The organism is Paenibacillus sp. GCM10028914, assembly GCF_042666275.1.
GTDB lineage: Bacteria > Bacillota > Bacilli > Paenibacillales > Paenibacillaceae > Paenibacillus_AQ.
In genome coordinates this window covers 313,679-334,224 of the sequence record NZ_JBHTFO010000015.1, presented here as the reverse complement: position 1 = coordinate 334,224, position 20,546 = coordinate 313,679, and the positions used below count along the sequence as shown (strand labels likewise).

11 protein-coding genes are annotated in these 20,546 nt (G+C 45.0%); 5 read left to right on the top strand and 6 right to left on the bottom strand.

Translation table 11 applies throughout. The annotated features are described in order from the left end of the window. Window positions 1-18 precede the first annotated feature (18 nt). Window positions 19-1,992 carry a beta-galactosidase trimerization domain-containing protein gene (locus tag ACFQV5_RS14945; protein ID WP_379248139.1) on the bottom strand — a complete coding sequence of 658 codons (1,974 nt, stop codon included), beginning with the start codon at window positions 1,990-1,992 and terminating at the stop codon, window positions 19-21. 163 nt (window positions 1,993-2,155) lie between these two features. Between ACFQV5_RS14945 and ACFQV5_RS14940 the strand changes: the two genes are divergently transcribed. Continuing rightward, complete coding sequence (locus ACFQV5_RS14940; protein ID WP_379248138.1) at window positions 2,156-3,025, top strand: helix-turn-helix transcriptional regulator; 870 nt, start codon at window positions 2,156-2,158, stop codon at window positions 3,023-3,025. A gap of 43 nt (window positions 3,026-3,068) precedes the next feature. On the opposite strand, the gene ACFQV5_RS14935 is transcribed toward ACFQV5_RS14940, so the two are convergent. Continuing rightward, entirely contained in the window at window positions 3,069-3,938 is an 870-nt protein-coding gene (locus ACFQV5_RS14935; protein WP_379248137.1) for a helix-turn-helix domain-containing protein, read from the bottom strand. A gap of 95 nt (window positions 3,939-4,033) precedes the next feature. Between ACFQV5_RS14935 and ACFQV5_RS14930 the strand changes: the two genes are divergently transcribed. From ACFQV5_RS14930 to ACFQV5_RS14920, 3 genes are read left to right on the top strand one after another with little or no spacing between them, the layout of a single operon-like run. Beyond that, window positions 4,034-4,672 (top strand): hypothetical protein, encoded by a 639-nt coding sequence (locus tag ACFQV5_RS14930; protein ID WP_379248136.1) that lies wholly within the window; start codon window positions 4,034-4,036, stop codon window positions 4,670-4,672. Between the two features lie 30 nt (window positions 4,673-4,702). Then, window positions 4,703-8,692, top strand: a complete 3,990-nt coding sequence (locus ACFQV5_RS14925; protein ID WP_379248135.1) for a glycoside hydrolase family 2 protein — start codon at window positions 4,703-4,705, stop codon at window positions 8,690-8,692. Between the two features lie 51 nt (window positions 8,693-8,743). Beyond that, window positions 8,744-9,709: an alginate lyase family protein gene (locus ACFQV5_RS14920; protein ID WP_379248134.1), complete on the top strand. Its 966-nt coding sequence runs from the start codon at window positions 8,744-8,746 to the stop codon at window positions 9,707-9,709. Window positions 9,710-9,760: 51 nt separating this feature from the next. Here ACFQV5_RS14920 and ACFQV5_RS14915 read toward each other — a convergent pair whose 3' ends face one another. From ACFQV5_RS14915 to ACFQV5_RS14900, 4 genes are all read right to left on the bottom strand, one after another. Next, a complete protein-coding gene (locus ACFQV5_RS14915; RefSeq protein WP_379248133.1) occupies window positions 9,761-14,278 on the bottom strand; it encodes an Ig-like domain-containing protein in 4,518 nt (1,505 codons plus the stop codon). Between the two features lie 54 nt (window positions 14,279-14,332). Next, the gene (locus tag ACFQV5_RS14910; RefSeq protein ID WP_379248132.1) at window positions 14,333-15,202 is read right to left on the bottom strand and encodes a carbohydrate ABC transporter permease; all 870 of its coding nucleotides are present in this window, start codon (window positions 15,200-15,202) and stop codon (window positions 14,333-14,335) included. A 19-nt stretch (window positions 15,203-15,221) separates the two neighbouring features. Beyond that, on the bottom strand, window positions 15,222-16,121 hold the full coding sequence (locus tag ACFQV5_RS14905; protein WP_379248131.1) for an ABC transporter permease: 900 nt from the start codon (window positions 16,119-16,121) through the stop codon (window positions 15,222-15,224). An 83-nt stretch (window positions 16,122-16,204) separates the two neighbouring features. After that, window positions 16,205-17,767 carry an extracellular solute-binding protein gene (locus ACFQV5_RS14900; protein WP_379248130.1) on the bottom strand — a complete coding sequence of 521 codons (1,563 nt, stop codon included), beginning with the start codon at window positions 17,765-17,767 and terminating at the stop codon, window positions 16,205-16,207. A 331-nt stretch (window positions 17,768-18,098) separates the two neighbouring features. Between ACFQV5_RS14900 and ACFQV5_RS14895 the strand changes: the two genes are divergently transcribed. Continuing rightward, the gene (locus tag ACFQV5_RS14895; RefSeq protein ID WP_379248129.1) at window positions 18,099-20,447 is read left to right on the top strand and encodes a helix-turn-helix domain-containing protein; all 2,349 of its coding nucleotides are present in this window, start codon (window positions 18,099-18,101) and stop codon (window positions 20,445-20,447) included. The last annotated feature ends 99 nt before the right edge of the window (window positions 20,448-20,546 follow it).

Genomic DNA, 20,546 nt, shown 5'->3' with positions numbered 1-20,546 from the left:
ATCCTTCCTAATTAATAATTACTCATAATCAATAACCACCATCTGATGACACTCCAGCTTAGGAATCGTGTAATAGACCTTATCACTTTCGTACTTGAAAGAGAGCTCTTGGTTCTGTGGTGCTAGATATACATTCTTCACGCGATGGGTAGTACGAATAGATACCTGAACATCAAAGATCGGCACAATATCCTCAATCACTTCAATGTTGTTACCGCGGCGAACCGGTGATGCATATAACAAGTGATTGACTAGCCGTTTCTCTTCCTTCTGTTCCTGCAGGGTGGTCACGCCTTGAGCAGGCAGATTGGTGTTTAGCGCCTTGTCAGGCAATAGGCGGTTCAGCGCGTACAGGACCATCTCTTTCAAAATCAGACTTCCTTGGTTCGCGTAATCCTCAAACACATTCCAGGCCAGATAAATTCCGCTACTACTCTCTACCATGCCTGGTCCTCCATAAACCTCGCTGCATGGCGTATGCTTGTGAGAGCAGAAGGTAAAGACATCGCGATTAAAGTACGGGTCTTTCCTGCTTCCAAGCTCAGTTCCACCGACAAGTTCCAACTTCTGGCCTTCTGAATACATAACAAAAGAAGCTTCCCCTAAGCTCTCAGGCTTGAACAAAGGACTGAAATAATCAGGACGGTATGGGTTAACCCCTAGATACCTAGCTCCAAAGTCAATGGCGAAGGAAGTGCCGTCAAGATTTAGACCCGACCAACCTGTGGCTAGAATCTTGCCTCCCTGGTTCAAGAACATATTCAACTTAGTCTTTAGATCGTCATTTACCGCCACATAATCTGGCAAAATGATTACTTTATATGCCGAAAAATCATTTTCCATATCAATAACATCAAATAGGATTTTACCCTCCAGCAGCATTCGTACAGCACCTGCATCAGAATTGGACTGACTTACGTCTTCTTTCACTTTCGGGTGTACACCAGTTGCTTCCAATGACAAAAGTGCTACATCTGCAACGTTCGTTGCATTCACGCACCATACTTCTTTACTCTCGACCTCTTGATAAGCCTTGCCGATTAATTCATAAGTTGCAGGATCCATACGACCATTAGGATGCAGCTGATCTCCAATCGAACATTTTGCACCATTCGCGAGGCTGAGAGCGGTTTCATAACGGAGTGCGTTTGGATGTTTATACCCACCGAATTCTCCCCACGCCGTATGAAATTTTCCTGTCATACCAAGAAAATCGTACCCAAGCGTTTGTACATACCTGGCCGAAAGCGGGAAATGATCGTAACCCCATCCGCCCGTAGGCAGAGACTCTAGTTCCAAATGGGTATTCATAGCAGCCAAGTCACGGCGACCGCGCTTGATATGTCCGCCGTTATGGAAGATTGGCAATCCTGGCTTTAACGATTCTACGGTTTCCTTTACCCTAGCCGTGTAATTTGCGTATGTGCTCTCCCAAAGGATTTTCATCACTTCCTCTTCACGAGGATCATGCCCCTTACGACGTATAGCATCTACGCAGTTATGACAGTAACATTTGCGTATACCAACAATATCGAGAAACACTCCGTCTACATCATATCGCTGTACAACTTCCCGAATCTGTTCGAGCAAGATATCGAGATATGGAGAATTCATACAAAACTGATGATAGCCTGGCTCCATGAAGCCATCGGCCCAGTTCGTTCGATCGTTCTTGTCACGGATGAGCCACTCCGGATGGCGCCTTGCTAGTTTTTCATCCAATCCGGCCGATAGGTATACTGGCGTTTTTACGTTAATTTCATGGGCTGCCTCAATCTGGGCTGCAAGCAAATCATAGCTTAAACCCGGATGCATCTCATTAGCCTCAGATGGATGATACGCCCAACCATGATGACACTTGGAGAACACCGTTATGGAATCTACATGCCCTAGCTTCAGCATTTCTTGAAACTGTCTTTTGTCAAAACGGTCCCCGATTGGGGTAATGGCTTCGGATGTGTGGAAATCCAGATGAACTTGACGGAATCGCATGATTTCTCTTCCCTTCCTAATTCGTATATCCCTAATATATCCTTTATTAGGATTGAACGAATAGGTGCATAGACGACTTTTTATAGCACAATTTCGACCACTTATTATCACTTGTGCGTGATATAATGATAATATAAACGACTACTGGAAGGGGCTTCCTGTTATGATGTGCCTGGAGCTAACTATACCTCCGCTTCCTCAATTAGTGACCATCGGTCACTCAATCTGGATACCGGGGCAACAGCACCTAAGCCGTTCCTTTGATGTGTATGACATGCTGTTTGTGATGAAGGGTACCTTGTACATTTCGGAAGATGATGTGCCTTTCGAAATCACTGAAGGCACCATGCTTGTGCTCGAGCCAAACCGCTTGCATATCGGACACCGTCCTTGTGAGGAAGAGACCGAAATTTATTGGTTTCATATGGCCCACTCTGCGCCTGTCCGATCGATAGATAGTGGACAAATTCCATGGTCGGCTCCTTTTACGAAGGGTTCCAACCTTGATGTCACTCCGCACCAACAGGTCATGTATATCCCTAAATTTACAAACCTGCATATCCCAAACATTCTCCCGTTTCTGCAGCGAATGGTGGAACTTCATGAAAGCCTATCACCCGCAACATCCTTACCGCTGCAATTGCAGCTGACCGGCTTGTTGGCAGAATTGCAGGCCGCTGTGCGCTTGCAATATGCTCCTCGCTCCAGAATACTGTGTGATCAGACGATAAACTATCTTCAGCAGCATTTAACTCGACCCTTCGATGCTAAACACATGGAGGAGACGCTTCATTTCCATTTCGATTATCTCGCCCGCTGCTTGAAGAAACACACAGGGCTGAGTCCGCTTCAATACCTTCACGAGTTGCAGATCAATAAAGCTAAATCTCTATTGGCAAATACAGGTCTCCCCGTATCCGAAATCGGTATGCAAGTCGGTATAGAGAATACCAACTATTTCATACGCTTATTTCGTAAGAAGATGGGAATGACACCCGGGCAATTTCGAATCATCCGATTCGGCCGGACATGACAAAAGCAGCAGGAACGAATTAATGTTCCTACTGCTTTTTTTATTAAGGAACTTGAATATATTTTTCCCGGTACTCCGTAGGCGTACAGAAGTAACTCTTCTTAAACTGGCGAGCGTAATAATTCTGGTCCCGGAAGCCGCTCTCTTGAGCAACTTGTAAAATGGACAGGTCAGGATTACGTAAAAGCGTACAGGAGTAATCCAGCCTCCGCCGGATCACATAGTCCATGGGCGTCGTTTGAAAGTTCCTTGCGAATTCGCGAAGGAACTGCCTTTTTGATAAAAAGGCTTTTTCCGCGAGCATATCCAGATTCAAGGGCTGTTGAAAGTGTTCTTCCAAGTATGTAATGGACTCCGCAATTCGCAGCGCTTTATTCTCAGACCACCCATTGTTAGCCACATAATAACGTGAGAGAAGCCCAATGAGGGCGGTAAAATATGAGCGGATCATAGATCGATAACCTTCTGGTCTTTGATCATACTCATCCAGAACTAAATCAAGCAATCCAGTTACTTGCCGTAATTGTTCATCATTCAGGGTAAGCATTCCTTGAAAGTTCATTTCCTTCCGATAGAATGGTTCGAAATAAAATAAAGCTTGAAAACCGGGCATTAGCTTCAGTTCCTGTAGTTGAGCAATCTGATCGGGATGAAACATAACGTTGACATATTGAATATGATCCACATTCTTATATCCGTGAGATACATTGCCGTGTATAAAAAAAACTTGTCCAGCGGAGATCGGGTACTCCCTTCCTTCAATAATGTGAGTTGCGGTACCGCCAAGAATGACAACTAGCTCGGAATAGTCATGATGATGAATACTAAAATCATGGGTTAGAGGGCATTTCTCTATGCGAAAAATAAAATCTGGTTCCAGCCCTTGGTCTCGGTAAAAGCTTTTTCTATTCATGTCGCTATTATGCTAAAGAAGGTCACTATCGTCAAGGAATTGTAGATAATGTTGCAGTAACATTGGGGATGAAAGACATAAACCGGAGGTGCCTTATGCATCGTTATCAATTCCGCGCGCAATGCCGCGAATATATCGATCCAGTTCAATTGTTCAGCGAAGCACTGCCAGTGCTTCAGAACAGGATGAAAGAATTCAGTAGTAGTCATCTGAGTCTGTTCCATTTCGGCTCACAGCTGTTCCTCTATTATGAAAGCCCTTTCCTATCTGTCGATCCTCACGAACTTTTTCCTCACTGTGAAGACGGTTTGGAAACATGGCCCGGAACGGATAAGCCAAGAAAATGGGTACCGATGATAGATATTTTTCACTACCAGAAGCCGGTTAACGAGAGTCATTGGCTAAGGAAGAACCCCTCAGCTAAACCCTATGCCCGAATCGCACACCTCAAACAGGAGGAAATGGCTAGCTACGTATTTTATCATTACCAGTATCAAGAGGAGAAGCCAGGCGACGGTGATAAATACGGCATTATTGCTCTACATGAGAATCTGATGTTTTTCTACTCAGAAGATCCGGCTACTGTTGAAACGCCACCTTACTCAGGTAGTCTCTCGACTTCCAATACACCGTCTGACTGGGCGGGAACAATGGAGCCTCACTTCATTCCATGGGGCCAGCCTACAGAAGCAACCCAGATCTGGCTTCAAATTCCACTTATAATCCGGGCATAACAAATGCTAAACGAAAGGGGTATTCTAAATATGCGAATTGAACATTGCCTAAACGGCGAATGGGATTTCATGCCACTGTACGGGCACGGGACCGGTTACGAACTCCCTGCCGATCTTGTTTATGAAGAGCAAAAAGTTCAAGTCCCCTCCAGTTGGAGAAATTCTTACGAAAGACTTCCTGGAAAGATCTTCGGGGTGATTCCTGAGCACGAGTATGAACCATATGATTTATTCAATTATCCGAAAGAGTGGGCACAAGCAGACGCAGGAGTTCTTCACCGTACCTTCCGGGTGCCACAAGACATGGATGCTAATGGGATGCGTATCTTCCTTCGGCTGGACGGAATCATGCAGAAGGCTGCTATTTACTTGGACCATCACCTTATTGCCATGTGGGATGATGGTTACCTGCCGCTCTCTGTAGAAATCACCGAATTCGTCACTAGTGATACCGAACATGATCTTCATGTGGTGTGCGGCAATTTTGACAAGGTTGATATTCCGTCAGGGCAGAAAAAAATTACGGGGCTTTCCGGCTCTTGGTTCGGTTCTATTGCCAGAGGTATTTGGCAGGATGTATATCTGGAAAGTAGGCCCGATGTCTCGCTAGCGGATGTATCCATTCGCACATCAGTTCGAGAGAACCGGTTGGATGTAGATGCTGAAGTGATCCATCCTTCGGTGTCGACCTTGAAGACTTCCTATAAAGCTATTCTTTATGTTCGGGAGAACGGAGATTCGTTGTCCTCCCCTATTCTTCAAGCTGAAACGGACTCGTTAGTCATGAGTGACCAGGGAGATTCGAGCCGGATTACGTTCAACCTTGATTGGGAGGCCCCTAAATACTGGAATCCTGAACAACCAAATCTCTACAAGCTAGAACTGCTACTCCTCGACGGTGATGAGATCATTGATCGGCTGGAAGAAAGGTTCGGTTTCCGGGAAATTTGGACCGAGGGTCCACAGTTTATTCTTAACGGCACTCCCATCAACCTGCGCGGCGACTCCTGGCATTTCCAAGGCGCGATTCAACAAACGCAGGAATATGTACGTAACTGGTACGGCATGTGCAAGGAGGCTGGTGTTAACTGCGTTCGGCTTCATGCAGAACCCCACCCGACTTATTATCTTGATATCGCTGATGAGATGGGTATGCTGATTGTGGATGAAACGGCTATTTACGGTTCAAGCAAATCCATGGCAGCAGATCATCCGGATTTTATTGCGAACTGTAAAGCCCATGTTCGCAGACTGGTGGAGCGTGATCGTAATCATCCGTCCTTGATCATGTGGAGCGTACAGAACGAGATGCGCTGGGTTGATGGACGGGATATTTTCAAACAACATATTCCTTCTATGATGGACCTCATTCGTGAGTTGGATTCTACACGCCCGATCATCGTCGAAGGTGATAACCGTCTTCTCTCCAAAGGCCTCACTGAGGTTGAAAGCAGACACTATAACATTGATGGCACCATTGACGGGTGGGATCGGAAGGTACCTCTTGTGTTCGGCGAACATGGTGGATGGTGGTATGTCTGCCCGCAGAACAGCAGCATGTATGTCGGGCTAAGTGCATATCGGAATACAGATGAATGTGTAAAAGGTCTTGCGGAGAAAGAGCGGCTGTTCGTGGAATATGCTAGGCGACAAGGCGTTTCTGGAATATCCACCTTCAACTTTGCCCATTACTTCATGCGGGCCATGCCGGAACGGGATATTGTGCTTCCTCCATCCGATTTAAATACGGTGGGTCCGAAACCGAAAGTAATTCCAAAATACTCTCTAACGCTGAATAACGGCCTTCTTCCAAAGGAATATCCGCTATATATAAAGAACCCATCTTTCCCGATCATGGAAGCTTCTTTCAAGCCAGCCACCATGATACCAGCAGAATACAATCATTCGTTCTTCGATGATGAGCCGATTCTACGAAGCTTCGATGTGTATAACGATACATTCCATGCATGTAACACCCGAATTAAATTTGAGGTGCTACAAGAAGGCGAGTTTTTACACAAGGAACAATTAGAGTTCTATCAAGGGCCGGCAGACCACAGAAATATAACGGTCTCATGGAAGCCTGAGCCTGTCAGTGTTGTATCATCAATGCAGCTCCATGCCGTGATGTTTCACGATAACGAGCCTGTTCATGAGCTGAATTTACAGTATAAGTTATACCCTTCGTCAATGAAGACCGATCCCGTAGAGGTCGAGCGCCCTGTCGTGTTTATGGGACGTGATCAGGAGTTCCATATCATAAACACACTTGTACCAGGCTGCATACGAATCATGCCGAAACAGGTCAAAGACCTTTCCCAAGATCATCTGCTCATTGTGGGCAGCAGACTTGAGGATGAGGATGGCCTTGAAATGTCTCTCCAAGAGTACGTGGATACGGGCGGACGTCTCCTTCTGTTAGAACAGCAGCATCTGTCTCTAGGAACTCTGGCAATATCTCGGCAAGACTTTATAAGGGCCCATGCAGGAAGCTATGATCATCCTGTTCTTCAAGGACTAGATAATGATGATTTTATGTTCTGGGATGAAAAGATCCTTGAGAATGGCCCAACGCCAATCATCCATGCCGCTTTCGAGAAACCGATCAAGGGAAATTTCAATATGATCTTGGAATGCAGTGCGGGCGATTTCGGAGACGGCGGAGATCTATGGTCACCTCTTCTTGAATACCGCGGCGGAAGAGGTCTATTTATCGCCAATCAACTACAGATCATGGATCATTTTCATAAGGTTCCTGCAGCCGCCTGCTTGCTTCGCAATATAGTGGCCTACGCAGGAAATACGGAAACATCCACTGTCCGGACTGGTGCATTCGTAGAACCGGGAGGATCAGCCGAGCAATTTTTGCGAACCATTAGCCTTTCTTTCGATGTACTGGAGAGTATCACGAGCGACCTCCAAAAAGAATATGGTCTACTTTGTGTTCAGCCCGAGCTTCTGTTGAATTCAGTAACAGCCGATGCCTTAAGCGAATATGCGCACCAAGGCGGTAAAATCGTGGTTTTACCCGCAGAACCCGGACAAGAAGCCGCGCTATCTAAACTATTGAATCGTCCTGTCTCCATTACGCAGCACGAGACTTACCACCTGGAGGCGAATTACGATATACCAGCAACCCAAGGATTAAGCCCAGTTGATCTCTTCGGCTTTGACAAAGTGTTCCTATCGCCAAGAGAAGTCGTGAATCGTCCTCTCGCTTCTTATAGTCTGAAAGCTGACAATACTTTGGTGATTTGCACAAGTGTGGAAGGCACTGCCTGGAAGGATTTTTTTGTGAATGAGCATACTTCCGAATACAGCAGGCTGGCATTGGTCGAGCTCAACAAGGAGAAGGCTCGTCCTGCTGGAGATTTTGTTATTCAGGCAAACACGGAACAAGGGCTGATTGTGTTATCTCAACTGCTGCTTGACGTGAAGAGCGATAAATCCATTCGCCTGTATTCGCGTCTGTTAGCTAATCTCGGAGCTGCCTTCAACGACACGCTGCTAAGTGATACCAAAGGCGATAAGCATTGGTCTGTTGAAAAAGTGATGGCACTGCCTTGTAAGCCATGGGTAAATTTTGAGGAAATGAAGGCCTATTATACGGATCCAGAATTCTCCCTGAACAATCTGGGAGAAGGTCTTTACGGCTGGATGCTCAAGAAAGAACGAAGACCTTCGGACGGAACTTTTCGGATTGAAAATACCCATCAAGAACGCTGGTTCCTGAGCTGTTTCGTTCATTTACTGGATTCAGCATGCAATCCAGTCGATGGAATCCTAAGCGGAAAGCTTCAAGTGAACACGAATTGCCGATATGAGATTTATCTGAACGGAAGCCTTGTTCCCGACCCGGAGAAACATATTGAACTGCAGACCGGTATCAACCGACTCATCGCCATCATTCATGGATCTGCTGAGGAACTTCGATTCGGAATGGTATTTATGAATTCTGACGGTTCCTACATGAGAAACCTAAAGTATAGCCTGACCCTGGATGAAGTTGAGCCTAAATAAGATGTGTGAGGTTAAGGTTTAACTAATAACCGAAAGGCGGATTACTTGTTTATGAGTCATGAAACTGCAATTGAACGTCTGCTTACAGAGGCGAATGAAAGCTTGTTGTTTGACAATCATGCTGTCTCGTCATGGGACATTCCTGGATTTTATATGGATGCAGAGGGACATAGAGCAGCAAAATTATTAATGGAGAAGGACGCCAAGACAGCTTATACAACTGCGCTAGCTTATAAATTAACGGGAACAGCTGCCTACGCTAATAAATCGAAGGATATCTTGATGGACTGGGCACAAGTCAATAAACAAATCACAGGTCCTGATGGACCTCTTGTATCCGCCTATCTAGGGGTTGGTCTAATTTTAGCCGCTGACTGGATTAAAGGTTTCGAGGGCTGGAGCAATCATGATCGCAATACATTTAAGGAGTGGTTGACGCAGGTATGCTTGCCGGAGTGGGATCATATCCCCCTCCGCAACAACTGGTGGAGTTGGAGCTTATATGCTCAATTAGCTCTATATCGTTTTATGGATGATCATATCAGTTTTGCCAAAGAGGTAACTGCCCTTAAAGAACATCTCGACCATTCCCTTTCCATAGAAGGATTCATTCCGGAAGAAGCATCGAGGGGGAAACATTCCATGTGGTATCATTATTTCGCTCTTGCTCCGGTTACGGCAGGTGCTAAGCTGGTCCTGGATACGACAGGAGAAGATTTATTTCATTGGAAATCTCCAGGCGGTAAAAGCCTCCAGCATGCCATCGAACAATTCTTTCATTATGTCAATGGTCATATGAAGGAATGGCCGTATGACGAGGATCCGATCTATCCGGAACAGCTCTCTGCTGGCACTTGGCCACTCGATTTGTATGAGGCCATGGCTGTTGTGTATCAGAATCCCGACTTTGAACGTTTTGTCGCCCCATACCGCCCGATCAAGGGCAATGTCAATCTAAACAATGGACTTTATCATTCATACGCCTGGGTCTATCCGGAGCTGCAGTTAAAAGTTTAGATATAAGAAAAAGCCTTCCCGAATCTAATCGGTAAGGCTTTCTTTTATTGTCTATTCTTTCACTACTCCCTGCCCATCTCGAAGCAGGTAGGCCGCAGCTTCTACTGTAATATGTTTCCCGCTTTGGGCTTGAACCTCATTAAGGAAAGGCTCAATATTCCCGTTACTTAGCTTCTTAAGCAAACTGTTTACGATCCCATGATTATCAATCCAGGACTTTTCTTGGAAAAGTGTGACTAACGCTTTGAGCGAGCTGATGTCTGCATATGTTGAGAAATTAACCGTATATTCCTGTTCATTCCCGGCATCGTCTATGGCGGTTACCGTGAATGTGTGGGCTCCCAAAGGCAGCGTATAAAGCGGGACTACTTCTCCCTGCTCAATCTGCTGATCATTGAGCCTTGCAGTGACTTGCAATCTATCATCTCCAGACATTTCATCGACAACTGTCCATGACAGATTGAGGGACTCCGCTCCTGTATAGTCTCTATCAACCGGCTCTGTCACCGAAATAGTAGGAGCCGAAGCGTCAAGATTAAACTCTAGCGTTTTGGCAATCTCCACATTTCCGCTTTGATCCACCGATCGGTAGAGAATCGAATAACGTCCATCCTGACTAAATGTCAAAGAATCTTGATATGGCAGCCAGGTGGAGCCTTCATCTAGGCTGTATTCTGTAGAGATAGCTTCAGACTCTCCAGAAGTATTCAATGAGACATGAACGGGACTGTTATACCATCCGTTCAGTCCATCTGGTTCTGCTGGGCTCACCACAGCCGTCGTCTCGGGAGCGGTCTGTTCAATCCCTTCAATCAAAGAAAACTTGATGTCATCGAACCACATTTCACTGAACCCGCCTACATAGAAACCTACCGTTCCAGATGTATTATGACTAGTATCCGAACCTTCAAGTCTAAGCTCACCGTTCACATATACGCTAATGTCCGAGTCTTCGACGCGAATACGAATGTTATACTCCGTGTCCGGCTTCAGGTCCTGATTAGGCAGGTTCGTTGTTTTCAAAGCTACCCATGCTCCGTTATAAAGAATCCATTGTGACGTGCCGTCTGCCAGCTTCTTGTAAGCAATTTTACCTGATGTGCTACCGATGGAACGATCATACACATAGAGTGTACCCGTATCCGGCATGACAGCTGGCGTCTTCAGTGTGAAAGTAAGGTCATAATCCGTAAATAGTTTGGGATTATGTGCCGAGGCACCTTTTAGTATTTTATACTTTTTGTTGCCATCTACAGTTACGATACTGCGATTCGGATCCACCGGCCATCCGTTCGCTCCCGAATCAAAATCCGTAAAGTGCATCACATTGGATACCTGAATACGTACGGATGCAGTAGCTTCCGGGTTGGCGACCGATGTTACAGTGATTTCAGCCTCGCCTTCCCCTAAAGCGGTTACTAGTCCACTTTCGTCCACGGTAGCAATTTTCGGTTGTGTAGAGTGAAAGACAACCTCTTTGTTCTCAGCATCAGGCGGATCAAATTGGACTTGAAGCTGCTTTTGTTCCCCCATGACCATGTTGATATTACTCTCACTAAGTATCAGACCTGACACATTCATACTTGGAACCATGAATTTGATGTCATCGAATAGGAGTTCACTAAAGCCGCCGGCATAAAACCCAACCTTGCCAGATGCGTTGAATGTCGAATCACTGGCTTTTAGCTTAAGCTTGTTATCAACATAAACGCTAATCTCCGGACCCTTAACGATAACCTTCATATTATATATGGTATACGGCTGTAAATCTGGGGCATCCAGCATATTCTGCTTCACAGTACCCCAGGCCCCATTATACAAAAGCCAGGAAGAGGTTCCGTTCGCATACTTCCGATAGCCAATTCTACCACCGCTTCCACTAGGATTCAGCCGGTCAAACACATAGAACGTAGCGTCATCCGCAATGACTTTCGGTGTCTTCAGTTTGAAGGTCAGCTCATAATTATTATAGTCATTATCGTTTAGCGTAGTTGCTCCTTTGAGGAGCTTATACATATGGTTGCCGCCTTCTACCTCAACAATGCTCCGATTCGGGTCACTCGGCCAAGTGTTTCTACCATTCTCGAAATCGGTATAGTCGATAATTCCATCCCCGACTTCAACGGTAACTTGAACCTCATCCTTTAAGCTCGGAGTATCAGCAGAAACTGCAGTAACCGTAGCTTCTCCAATATTAACACCCTTCAGCTTGCCGTCTTTATCCACCTTTACAATGGAAGGATCGCTCGACGTATACTGAATCGCAGGGTTCGTTGCGTTCCAAGGAAGTACTGCTGAATACAAAGAGTACGACTTCCCAATCCCGAGAGTTACGTTGTCGTCATACAATTTGATACCATCAACAGCAATTCGATCTGGAGCCAAATATGGACCGACTTTACCTACCGTTCCCATCTCGCTGAAAGGGATCGCTTGGAATCCAGGGATCTTCTGGAACACTTCCGCATCTGCCTTCAAATTCAAGTCCCCATTAGCCAGATCAACGAAACCAGGATCATGATCTGTGATCCAGTTGTTCGCATACTGGAGCAAGTTACGCTTGTCGTTTGCTCCCTGCTCATTAGCTAGGCTGCTTAGTTTCCTCGTTGGGTTATAGATCACATTGTTCTGGAATGTATTCGTATCCGGGAAATAACGATTTTCCGTGAAGAAATCCGCCAGCTCCGGGTATTTCTCAAGATGTGGTGTTCCTTCGAAATTGTTGTTCTTTTCGAACAATGCTTTCCATTTTGGCATATAGTTTTTGGATATCTGCTGTTCCGGTTGATCACCTAAATACATGTCTGAATATTCATACGGCACTTTCGCATCAATAAAAAGGTTGTTCTTGGTCTTGATGTGAGCGCCTCCGTTATTTAAAATGGCATCGTTACCCATTCCGTTAAATATATTCTCTTCAATGGTAATCCCCATTGTAAAGTTATCTGGATATATGCCTTGAACCCCTTCTTTCCCTTCCCCTATATTATGAAAATAATTCCGACGAATCACCGATCCTCGTTCCTGAGGGGACTCACCCAGATTCATATAGATGGCACCGAGATCTGAGAAGGTTGTGCAGACGTCATAAATTTCGTTGTATTCCACGAGATGATCATTACCAAAGACCAGCATCCCTGGATGTGGAGCATCATGAATTTCGTTGTGGGAAACCTTGTTCCCTGCACCGGTCAGGAAGACACCAGGATTATAGGCTTTATGGTAGTAGGCAAAATCATGGATATGATTGTTATCTACTACATTATTGCCTGGCTCAAGCGTCTTTTTATCTCCCCCATTCAGAATGACCCCCGTACCTCCAATATGATGAATATGGGAGCCCGTCACCGTATGATTCACTCCGTCCACTTTTGCGAAGTCGTCATACAGCCAGCGGCTCTGGGTATTAATCAGTACGCCTCCATTGGAAAAATTCCGTATTTCTAAATGATCCAATTTGACCCCTTCACCGCCCATAATAACTGCGGCCGAGTCACGGCCATTCTCCAAAATCAGATCTTCAAAGGTCACATGCGAAACATTGACAGCATTGATCATCGGTGTTTTAAGCATAGTAACCGTGATCTCAGGTTGATCACCTTCAAAAGCAGCAGTAGGCATGAAGTAAAGAACACCCTGCTTCCGGTCAATGTAATACTCACCTGGCATATCGATTTCCTCAAGCAAGTTCTGTGCAAAATGGAAGTCCGGATACCAGTTGGTAAACAGACCACTCATCTCCCCATATGCCAAGGTAATCGTCTTTTTATTTGTATCGATTGCAGCGACTTTGTTGTACGACCATTCCCAGCTGTAACCAAAAATACCATCCAACCAAATGTCATCCGCTTCTTTCCAGAGATCTGGTCTTTCGTATGTGTAGGAAAAGGTACCTCCGCGTGTCTGCAAGTCCGGATCTTTGCGGGTAGGTCCAGGATCCGTGATGGTGCCCATCTGGACCGTTCCGTTATTTGGCCAGCGGGCAAGAGTCATGCCTTCACCTTCGACATAAAGTTCCATCGGAGGAACCTGACTGACATCATTAGCTAAATAATAACCGTGCCGGCTCATTACACCGTAATCGGTGATTCCCTGAGCCTTTAAGTCTGCCTGCAGAACCTTCGCTCTAGCATCAGGACTGATGATTCGATCCAGGACCTTCGTGTCAGTTACCGGAGTAAACCAGTCTTTTTGCAGATCCAGACCGCCGCTTAACCGAACGCTTTCCCCAGGATAAGCCTTGTAGGTTATCCGTTTATCTTCCGTGCCGGAATCCTGTTCCTCCAGAAGAAAACTTTCGCTTCTATTATAGGTACCGCCCCTCAAATAGACCGTAACACCGCCTTCTGGCAGTCCAGATCCCTTCTTTAATTGCCGGATAGCATCCCTTGCCTTTTCAAGTGTACGGAATGGAGCAGCTTCAGTTCCAGAATTAGAATCATCACCATTATTCGAAATATAAAAGACAGCACCAGGGTTCCCCGTATCCTCCGCATACGTACTCGTAACCGGCAAACAACCCACTAACATAACGATGATTAATGAAATGATGATCCTTCTTTTCATCATCTTTAATAATCCCTCCCTATTCATTTCATTTTTATAAAACGGAAAATTATATCACTACCCTTTCACAGACCCAATCATGGTTCCTTTTTCAAAATATTTAAGTAAGAACGGATACAATACGAGCACTGGCAATGAGCTGACAATAACAGCCGCCATTTTCAAACTCTCAGGAGCAGGCGGTTTTGTAATCGTTGCTGTAGTAAATGGGTCAAGCTTATTCTCGATAAGTATCTGGCGGACAACCTGCTGCAACACGAATTTGGATGAATCGGTGACATAAAGCAAGTTATCCATAAAAGCATTAATATGATAAACCAGATTCCAGAGCCCGACTGTCACAAGAGACGGAATGGAAAGCGGGAGCAGAATACGGAAAAGTATCCGCAAGTCCCTTGCCCCATCAATCTTAGCTGCTTCGATAAGTGCATCTGGAATCGAACGAAAGAACGAGATCATAACAAGCACATGGAAAGCATTGGCTGCTGAAGGCAACACATAGACCCAGTATGAATTAAGAAGATGCAGTTCTTTCATTAATAGATATTGAGGCACAATTCCACCATCGAAGATCATAGTGAACAACAGCAGCATGATAAGTAATTTTTTCATAGGTAATTCAGGTCGGGAGAGCGGATAAGCCGCACAAACGGTAACAAGAAGTGTTAACGTAGTCCCTACTACCATCCGGAACAGCGTATTTGCATATCCCGACCAGATTAAAGGATACTCGAGGAGCTCGCGGTATGCTTGCCATTCAAAATCCCGGGGGTAAAAATGAAATCCGCTTCGAAGAGCTTCTCCCCTTCCGCTGAAAGAGACGGATATAACATGAATGAACGGGTACACGACAATGAGTGCCAGCATCGACAACGTAAGGTAGATCATGGCGGGTGCAATTAGATCTTGCCATCTTTTTGTTTTCATGACTGTCTTCCTCCTGCCTTTACCATAGACCGCTCTCACCACGGCTCAATTTTCGCACGGTAAAATTAGCTCCCAGAATCAGCAGAAGTCCAACCAGCGATTTAAACAATCCTATGGCCGCCGTATAACTGTACTGGAACTGTTGCAGACCGACCCGGTAGACATAAGTATCGATAACGTCACCGGTTTCATAATTGACCGGGTTTAGCAGATTGATGATTTGTTCGAAATTTGCACTTAAAAAACCACCCAGACTCAGGATGAACATAATAGCGATGGTTGGCATAATGGATGGAATATTAATTCGAATGATTCGCTGCCACCGATTGGCTCCATCGATTTTGGCCGATTCATGAAGCTCCGGGTTGATAGCCGCTAATGCAGCAAAATAAATAATCGAGCCCCAGCCGATATCCTTCAGGATCGAGGAAATGACCACAATCGGACGGAAATACTCCTTCTTTCCCATAAAAAAGATGGGTTCCCCTCCGAACCATTTCACAATTTCTCCTACAACGCCGGACGTTGGAGAGAGAAAATAAATAATCAATCCGGACATGATTACCCACGATACGAAATGGGGCAAATACATGGTCGTCTGGATAAATCTCTGGAAATATCTTGACCCGACCTCGTTAAGCAAGATCGCAAGAATGATCGGTGCCGGAAAAGAAAAGATCAGTTGATACAGGTTCAGGAGCAAAGTGTTTTTGAGCAATCGATAAAAATCGCCATTCTGAAACAACTCCTGAAAATGGGTGAATCCCACCCACGGACTTCCCCATATTCCGTCGACTACCCGGAAATCCTTGAAGGCAATGACGACTCCGTATAAAGGGCCGTATTTAAATACGAAGAAGAACGCGAAGGCGAATAGAAATAGTAGGAGCAGCTCTCCGTGTTTTTTTATCGTTTTCATGTCGCACTTCCTTGTAAACCGAACGACTAGACCTTCCCGTAAGGGCAGTTTCAGCCCTTACGGATACTTAGGCCAAGTTCGAGTTATTTTTTGAATTGAGCTTGGTACATTTCATTGGCTTCCTTAGTTAATTCATCGCCGCCTTTTGCCTTCCATTCCGTTACAAATTTATCGAAATCATCCAGAGGGATTTCACCACTGATAATTTGCGCAAAATATTTTTGCATGAGTGACGTAAGATCTTGTTTGTATTTTCCATCAGAAGGCAACGCCGAGAACAGCAGCGCATCAGTCCATCCTGGAGCTGACGAATAAGTTCTAATCGCCTCATTCAGCTTCGGATCGGAATATTTGTCGCGATAAGCCTGGGTTGTAATGTTACCGAGAGAGAACAAACGGACTCCAAGTTGATCACGCTGCTCCTGCTTCTCAAAACCAGGCAGGAATTTAGTAGCTCCAGATGTAGCACCGCTCTCGACAAAATCCCATTGGGTTCCTTTAACACCTAGGCTGGTCATATTGATCGTCTCTTCATCACTGCTCTGTGCCTGTAAAATTTCAAACAGCTTTTCAAGCTTCTCAGGCTGATCCTTCACTTTATTACCGATGACAATAAAGTTGCTCTTAATTCCCCAATCCCATGAGCCATCACCACCAGGTCCTTTTGGATTTCTGGAAATTTGCAGCTCAGCATCCGGATTCAATGACTTCATTTCTACAAGTATAGGAGAGTCCGGTAACGCACCTTTAGCAACCTGCTCTTCAATGACGCCAATCCGGTTATTATAGAGTTTCTTACGATATGAATCTTGTGTATCCGTGATAAATTCCGGATCAATGACACCGTCCGCATACCACTGTTGCAGCTTCGTTAAAGCTTCCTTTGTCTCAGGCATGATCGATCCATTTACGATCTGACCATCCCTTTCCATCCACATGGTCGGCTCCACGCCGAATGCCCCGAAGATGGAATAGAAACCTGAAGACCACGTAGAAGTAGCCGTTCCTGTCAAACCATAAGTATCCTTAACGCCGTTACCGTCCGGATCCTTTTGTGCGAAGGCATAAACAGCCTCCTCGTATTCATCCAAGGTCTCAGGCAGTTTATTGATACCGACTTTATCCAGCCAGTCCTTACGCCACAACGTAGCTAGATCATATGGCTTCAAATCGATAAACATCGGGATAGCCCACAGCTCGTTATTTGTTGTAACTGTTTGGAACAACTCTTTCTTTTTCTCAATGTCTGCGTAATACTCTGGCATTTTCTCTTTCAACATGTTCTGATCTATACTCATTAACACACCTTGGTTTTGGTAAGCGATTACATTAGAAGGATCACCGAGCATAAATATGTCTGGTACTTCCCCGGATGCGATACTGGCATCCGTTACCTTCACTGGTTTGATCTTTACATTAAACTTCTGCTCCAGCCACTTCTGAACCTCTGAGTCATTTACAACTCCTTCAGCCGCGAAATGGATGCCCCAAGTGATTTCGATCGGCTTGGAATTTGCTTCCGGCGTTCCCCCTGAATTTGGAGTCGGGCTTGCGCTCTCTGTCTTGGAAGTACACCCAGAAAGTAAGCTTGCCGCTAAACTCACTGTTAGCAAGATGGCGCTTACAAATTTGATTCTTTTATTCAAAAGAACCTACCCCCTGTTATTGGATTATTGATATTAAATTCGATGTTACGCACCCCATGTTAAGACCCGGCCGGGTATTGGGAACGGTTTTTACATACCTAACATTAAGCTTTCACCATGCCGTAACACAATCCTCTCATTCGATTATTTTTATGTTTTTGGCTTCGGAAGCCATTTTGAGCTTCTGACGTTATTCCGTTTTTTGTATGTTTTTCAATTTCTATCTGTGCTAATCCCGCTTTTGTGATATATAATTGACTGCACACTTCTTTTTACGAACAATCACACTTTATATTTGTAAGCGCTACCAGATAGAGAAAGGGGGATTGCTATGCGGGGAATTATGGCTATTAAGAATAACTCCATGTTCGTCAAACTACTCCTATCCATGACCGCCATTGCCTTAATTACGGTTGTGCTCATTTCTACAATCATTTACATGATTTCAGCCGATAACAGTGTTCGTAACGCCATCGGGTATAACGAATCCGTCTTGACCCAGCAGCAAGAGTTGATTCATAAAGAACTAACCACCATTAGAAATGCAGCAAACAACCTACTTATGGCTCAATCCTACTTGTACAAGACAATCGGAGGCAAACTGTCCGTGAGTTCACTAATCGATTTATCTACCCTTGTGGAAGAGCAAAAAAAGCTTAGTCCATATATCGATTCCATTTATTTGTACTACGAACCGCTCGAGCTTATCCTGACATCACGCCCGGAGGTCAAGACATCGTCAATATCAAACTTTGCTGATCAATCCTGGCTTTATATCTTAGAACAAGACTCAGGATCTCGTACAGTTTGGTTAACCGGAAGGGACAATGGTTTTTCTTCCAATAATCCTGCGACTTCCCTAGTTCAAAAGATGCCACTAATCGGCAATGTGGAGGGCGCCATCGTCATTAATTTGAATCTGGATCGACTCTTCGCTGATTACTTAAGTCATTACAAGAACAAAAAAGGCACAACCATGGTGATCGGTCCACAAGGTGAACTACTGTATTCCGATGCTCTTGACAGAGAAACGCTCCTTCAGCACTTGGATACTGAGCAGATAACATCAGATGACGGCTACTATATCAGCGAATCCAATCAGATCTTAACCTATACTAAATCGAATATTACAGGTTGGCGATTCATTGATATCACCGAACGTTCCGTCCTTCTACAAGGCATGGACCGTATTAAAATCATCGTTTGGAGCGTAGCCATCATATACATAACAGCTGCTGTTGCTATTTCCTATTATTTATCGAGAAGATTATATCGTCCGCTTCAAAATGTGATTTCCTATATCGTAAGCTCTGAAGAATCCGAACGGCGTGACAAATCTGGCACTCCAAGCAGCACTGACGAGGCTGGCTTTATCCGTCATTCATTTGAGCAGATGACCCGTAACCGCGACATCTTAATGAAAGAGAAGCGAAAAGTGGATGAACTCCTTAACGGCAATCGTACGGCCATTAAGGAAAAGTATTTGAACGATCTAATCCAGGGCGTCGGCTTTGAAGAGCCTTCAAGCGGTCCCGATCATGCAGCAGAGCTGCTTGGATTAAAGCTTAATTTCGATCGTTTTGCCATCCTGACCATCGAACTGGAAGAACATGATCCGATGAAAGGATCGGAGGATATATTCCATTCCCATCTGCTCCAATACGGTCTGATGGAAGAGCTGGGAGAAGATATCGACGGAGAGGTCTTTGTCAAAGACAGCAGGCATACGGTTATTCTACTATCGTTACAGCCAGATGCAGATGACAACTTTCCGTTAGAACAAGCGAGCAGACTCAAGTTATATTTCCTTAGTCATTATGATATCTCTGTGACCATCGCTGTAAGCCGCGTTCATTCCGGTGAGCCGTCCGTGAGTGTGGCTTACAACGAGACTCAAGAGGCACTTAATATGAAAATATACATTGGTAAGGGCGAAATTCTACCCTTTTCTATCCTTGATGAATGGAAATCAGAAGAAAGCTCCTACTATTATCCTTATGAACTTGAATCAAAGCTGCAACAATCCCTACTACAGACGGATAAAGAGGAATGTACTGCAGTTATTAGGGCCATTACCCAACAGGTGCTAGAGCAAAGGCTGAGTAGAGCCAATATTCAACAGCTATATGTGCAATTAAGTGGTGAGCTGATTAAAACACTGGTTCAGACCGGTGGTGATGTGTCCGCTGTTTTCGAAGAAAGATCATCCTATACAGATACACTAGCACGCGCAGAGACCGTTCAGGATATGGAAGAATGCGTCTTGTCTATATGCAGTAAAATCATCGACTATCATAGGGAGAAGCGCTCCAAAATGACGGATGTGACGCTTCTATTGGCAACGGAATTCATGGACAACAATTACAACAAGAATATATCTGTAGATATGGTGGCGGAACATGTAAAACGCAGCTCGTCTTACCTGGGACGCATCTTCAAGGAATCAAAAGGCATGACCGTTAATGATTATCTCATCCAGCTTCGTATAAAACGAGCTATGGAGCTATTGAAGCAGACCGATGCCTCAGTTGAGGAGATCTGCCGTGAGATCGGTTACGCGAACGTCAGCTATTTTAACAAAATCTTTAAGGCCAGAACAGGACTTACCCCGGGACAATTCCGACACCAACAAGCGACGGAACAACGCTTAGCCGAGGGAAAGGGTCCGAAGACATCCTAATCCCGGTCTGTTAAAGAACTGTGCCCAAAAGAAAAAGCGGTAGAATCAAGTAAAGATTGATTCTACCGCTTTTAGTATACTTGGTGTTTTATAGAAGAT

What these genes read in the sequence shown, in the direction of transcription:
- ACFQV5_RS14895 (WP_379248129.1), top strand. Translation starts at nt 18,099, where the DNA reads ATGCGGGGAATTATGGCTATTAAGAATAACTCCATGTTCGTCAAACTA.
- ACFQV5_RS14905 (WP_379248131.1), bottom strand. Translation starts at nt 16,121, where the DNA reads ATGAAAACGATAAAAAAACACGGAGAGCTGCTCCTACTATTTCTATTC.
- ACFQV5_RS14935 (WP_379248137.1), bottom strand. Translation starts at nt 3,938, where the DNA reads ATGAATAGAAAAAGCTTTTACCGAGACCAAGGGCTGGAACCAGATTTT.
- ACFQV5_RS14945 (WP_379248139.1), bottom strand. Translation starts at nt 1,992, where the DNA reads ATGCGATTCCGTCAAGTTCATCTGGATTTCCACACATCCGAAGCCATT.
- ACFQV5_RS14925 (WP_379248135.1), top strand. Translation starts at nt 4,703, where the DNA reads ATGCGAATTGAACATTGCCTAAACGGCGAATGGGATTTCATGCCACTG.
- ACFQV5_RS14930 (WP_379248136.1), top strand. Translation starts at nt 4,034, where the DNA reads ATGCATCGTTATCAATTCCGCGCGCAATGCCGCGAATATATCGATCCA.
- ACFQV5_RS14915 (WP_379248133.1), bottom strand. Translation starts at nt 14,278, where the DNA reads ATGATGAAAAGAAGGATCATCATTTCATTAATCATCGTTATGTTAGTG.
- ACFQV5_RS14910 (WP_379248132.1), bottom strand. Translation starts at nt 15,202, where the DNA reads ATGAAAACAAAAAGATGGCAAGATCTAATTGCACCCGCCATGATCTAC.
- ACFQV5_RS14920 (WP_379248134.1), top strand. Translation starts at nt 8,744, where the DNA reads ATGAGTCATGAAACTGCAATTGAACGTCTGCTTACAGAGGCGAATGAA.
- ACFQV5_RS14940 (WP_379248138.1), top strand. Translation starts at nt 2,156, where the DNA reads ATGATGTGCCTGGAGCTAACTATACCTCCGCTTCCTCAATTAGTGACC.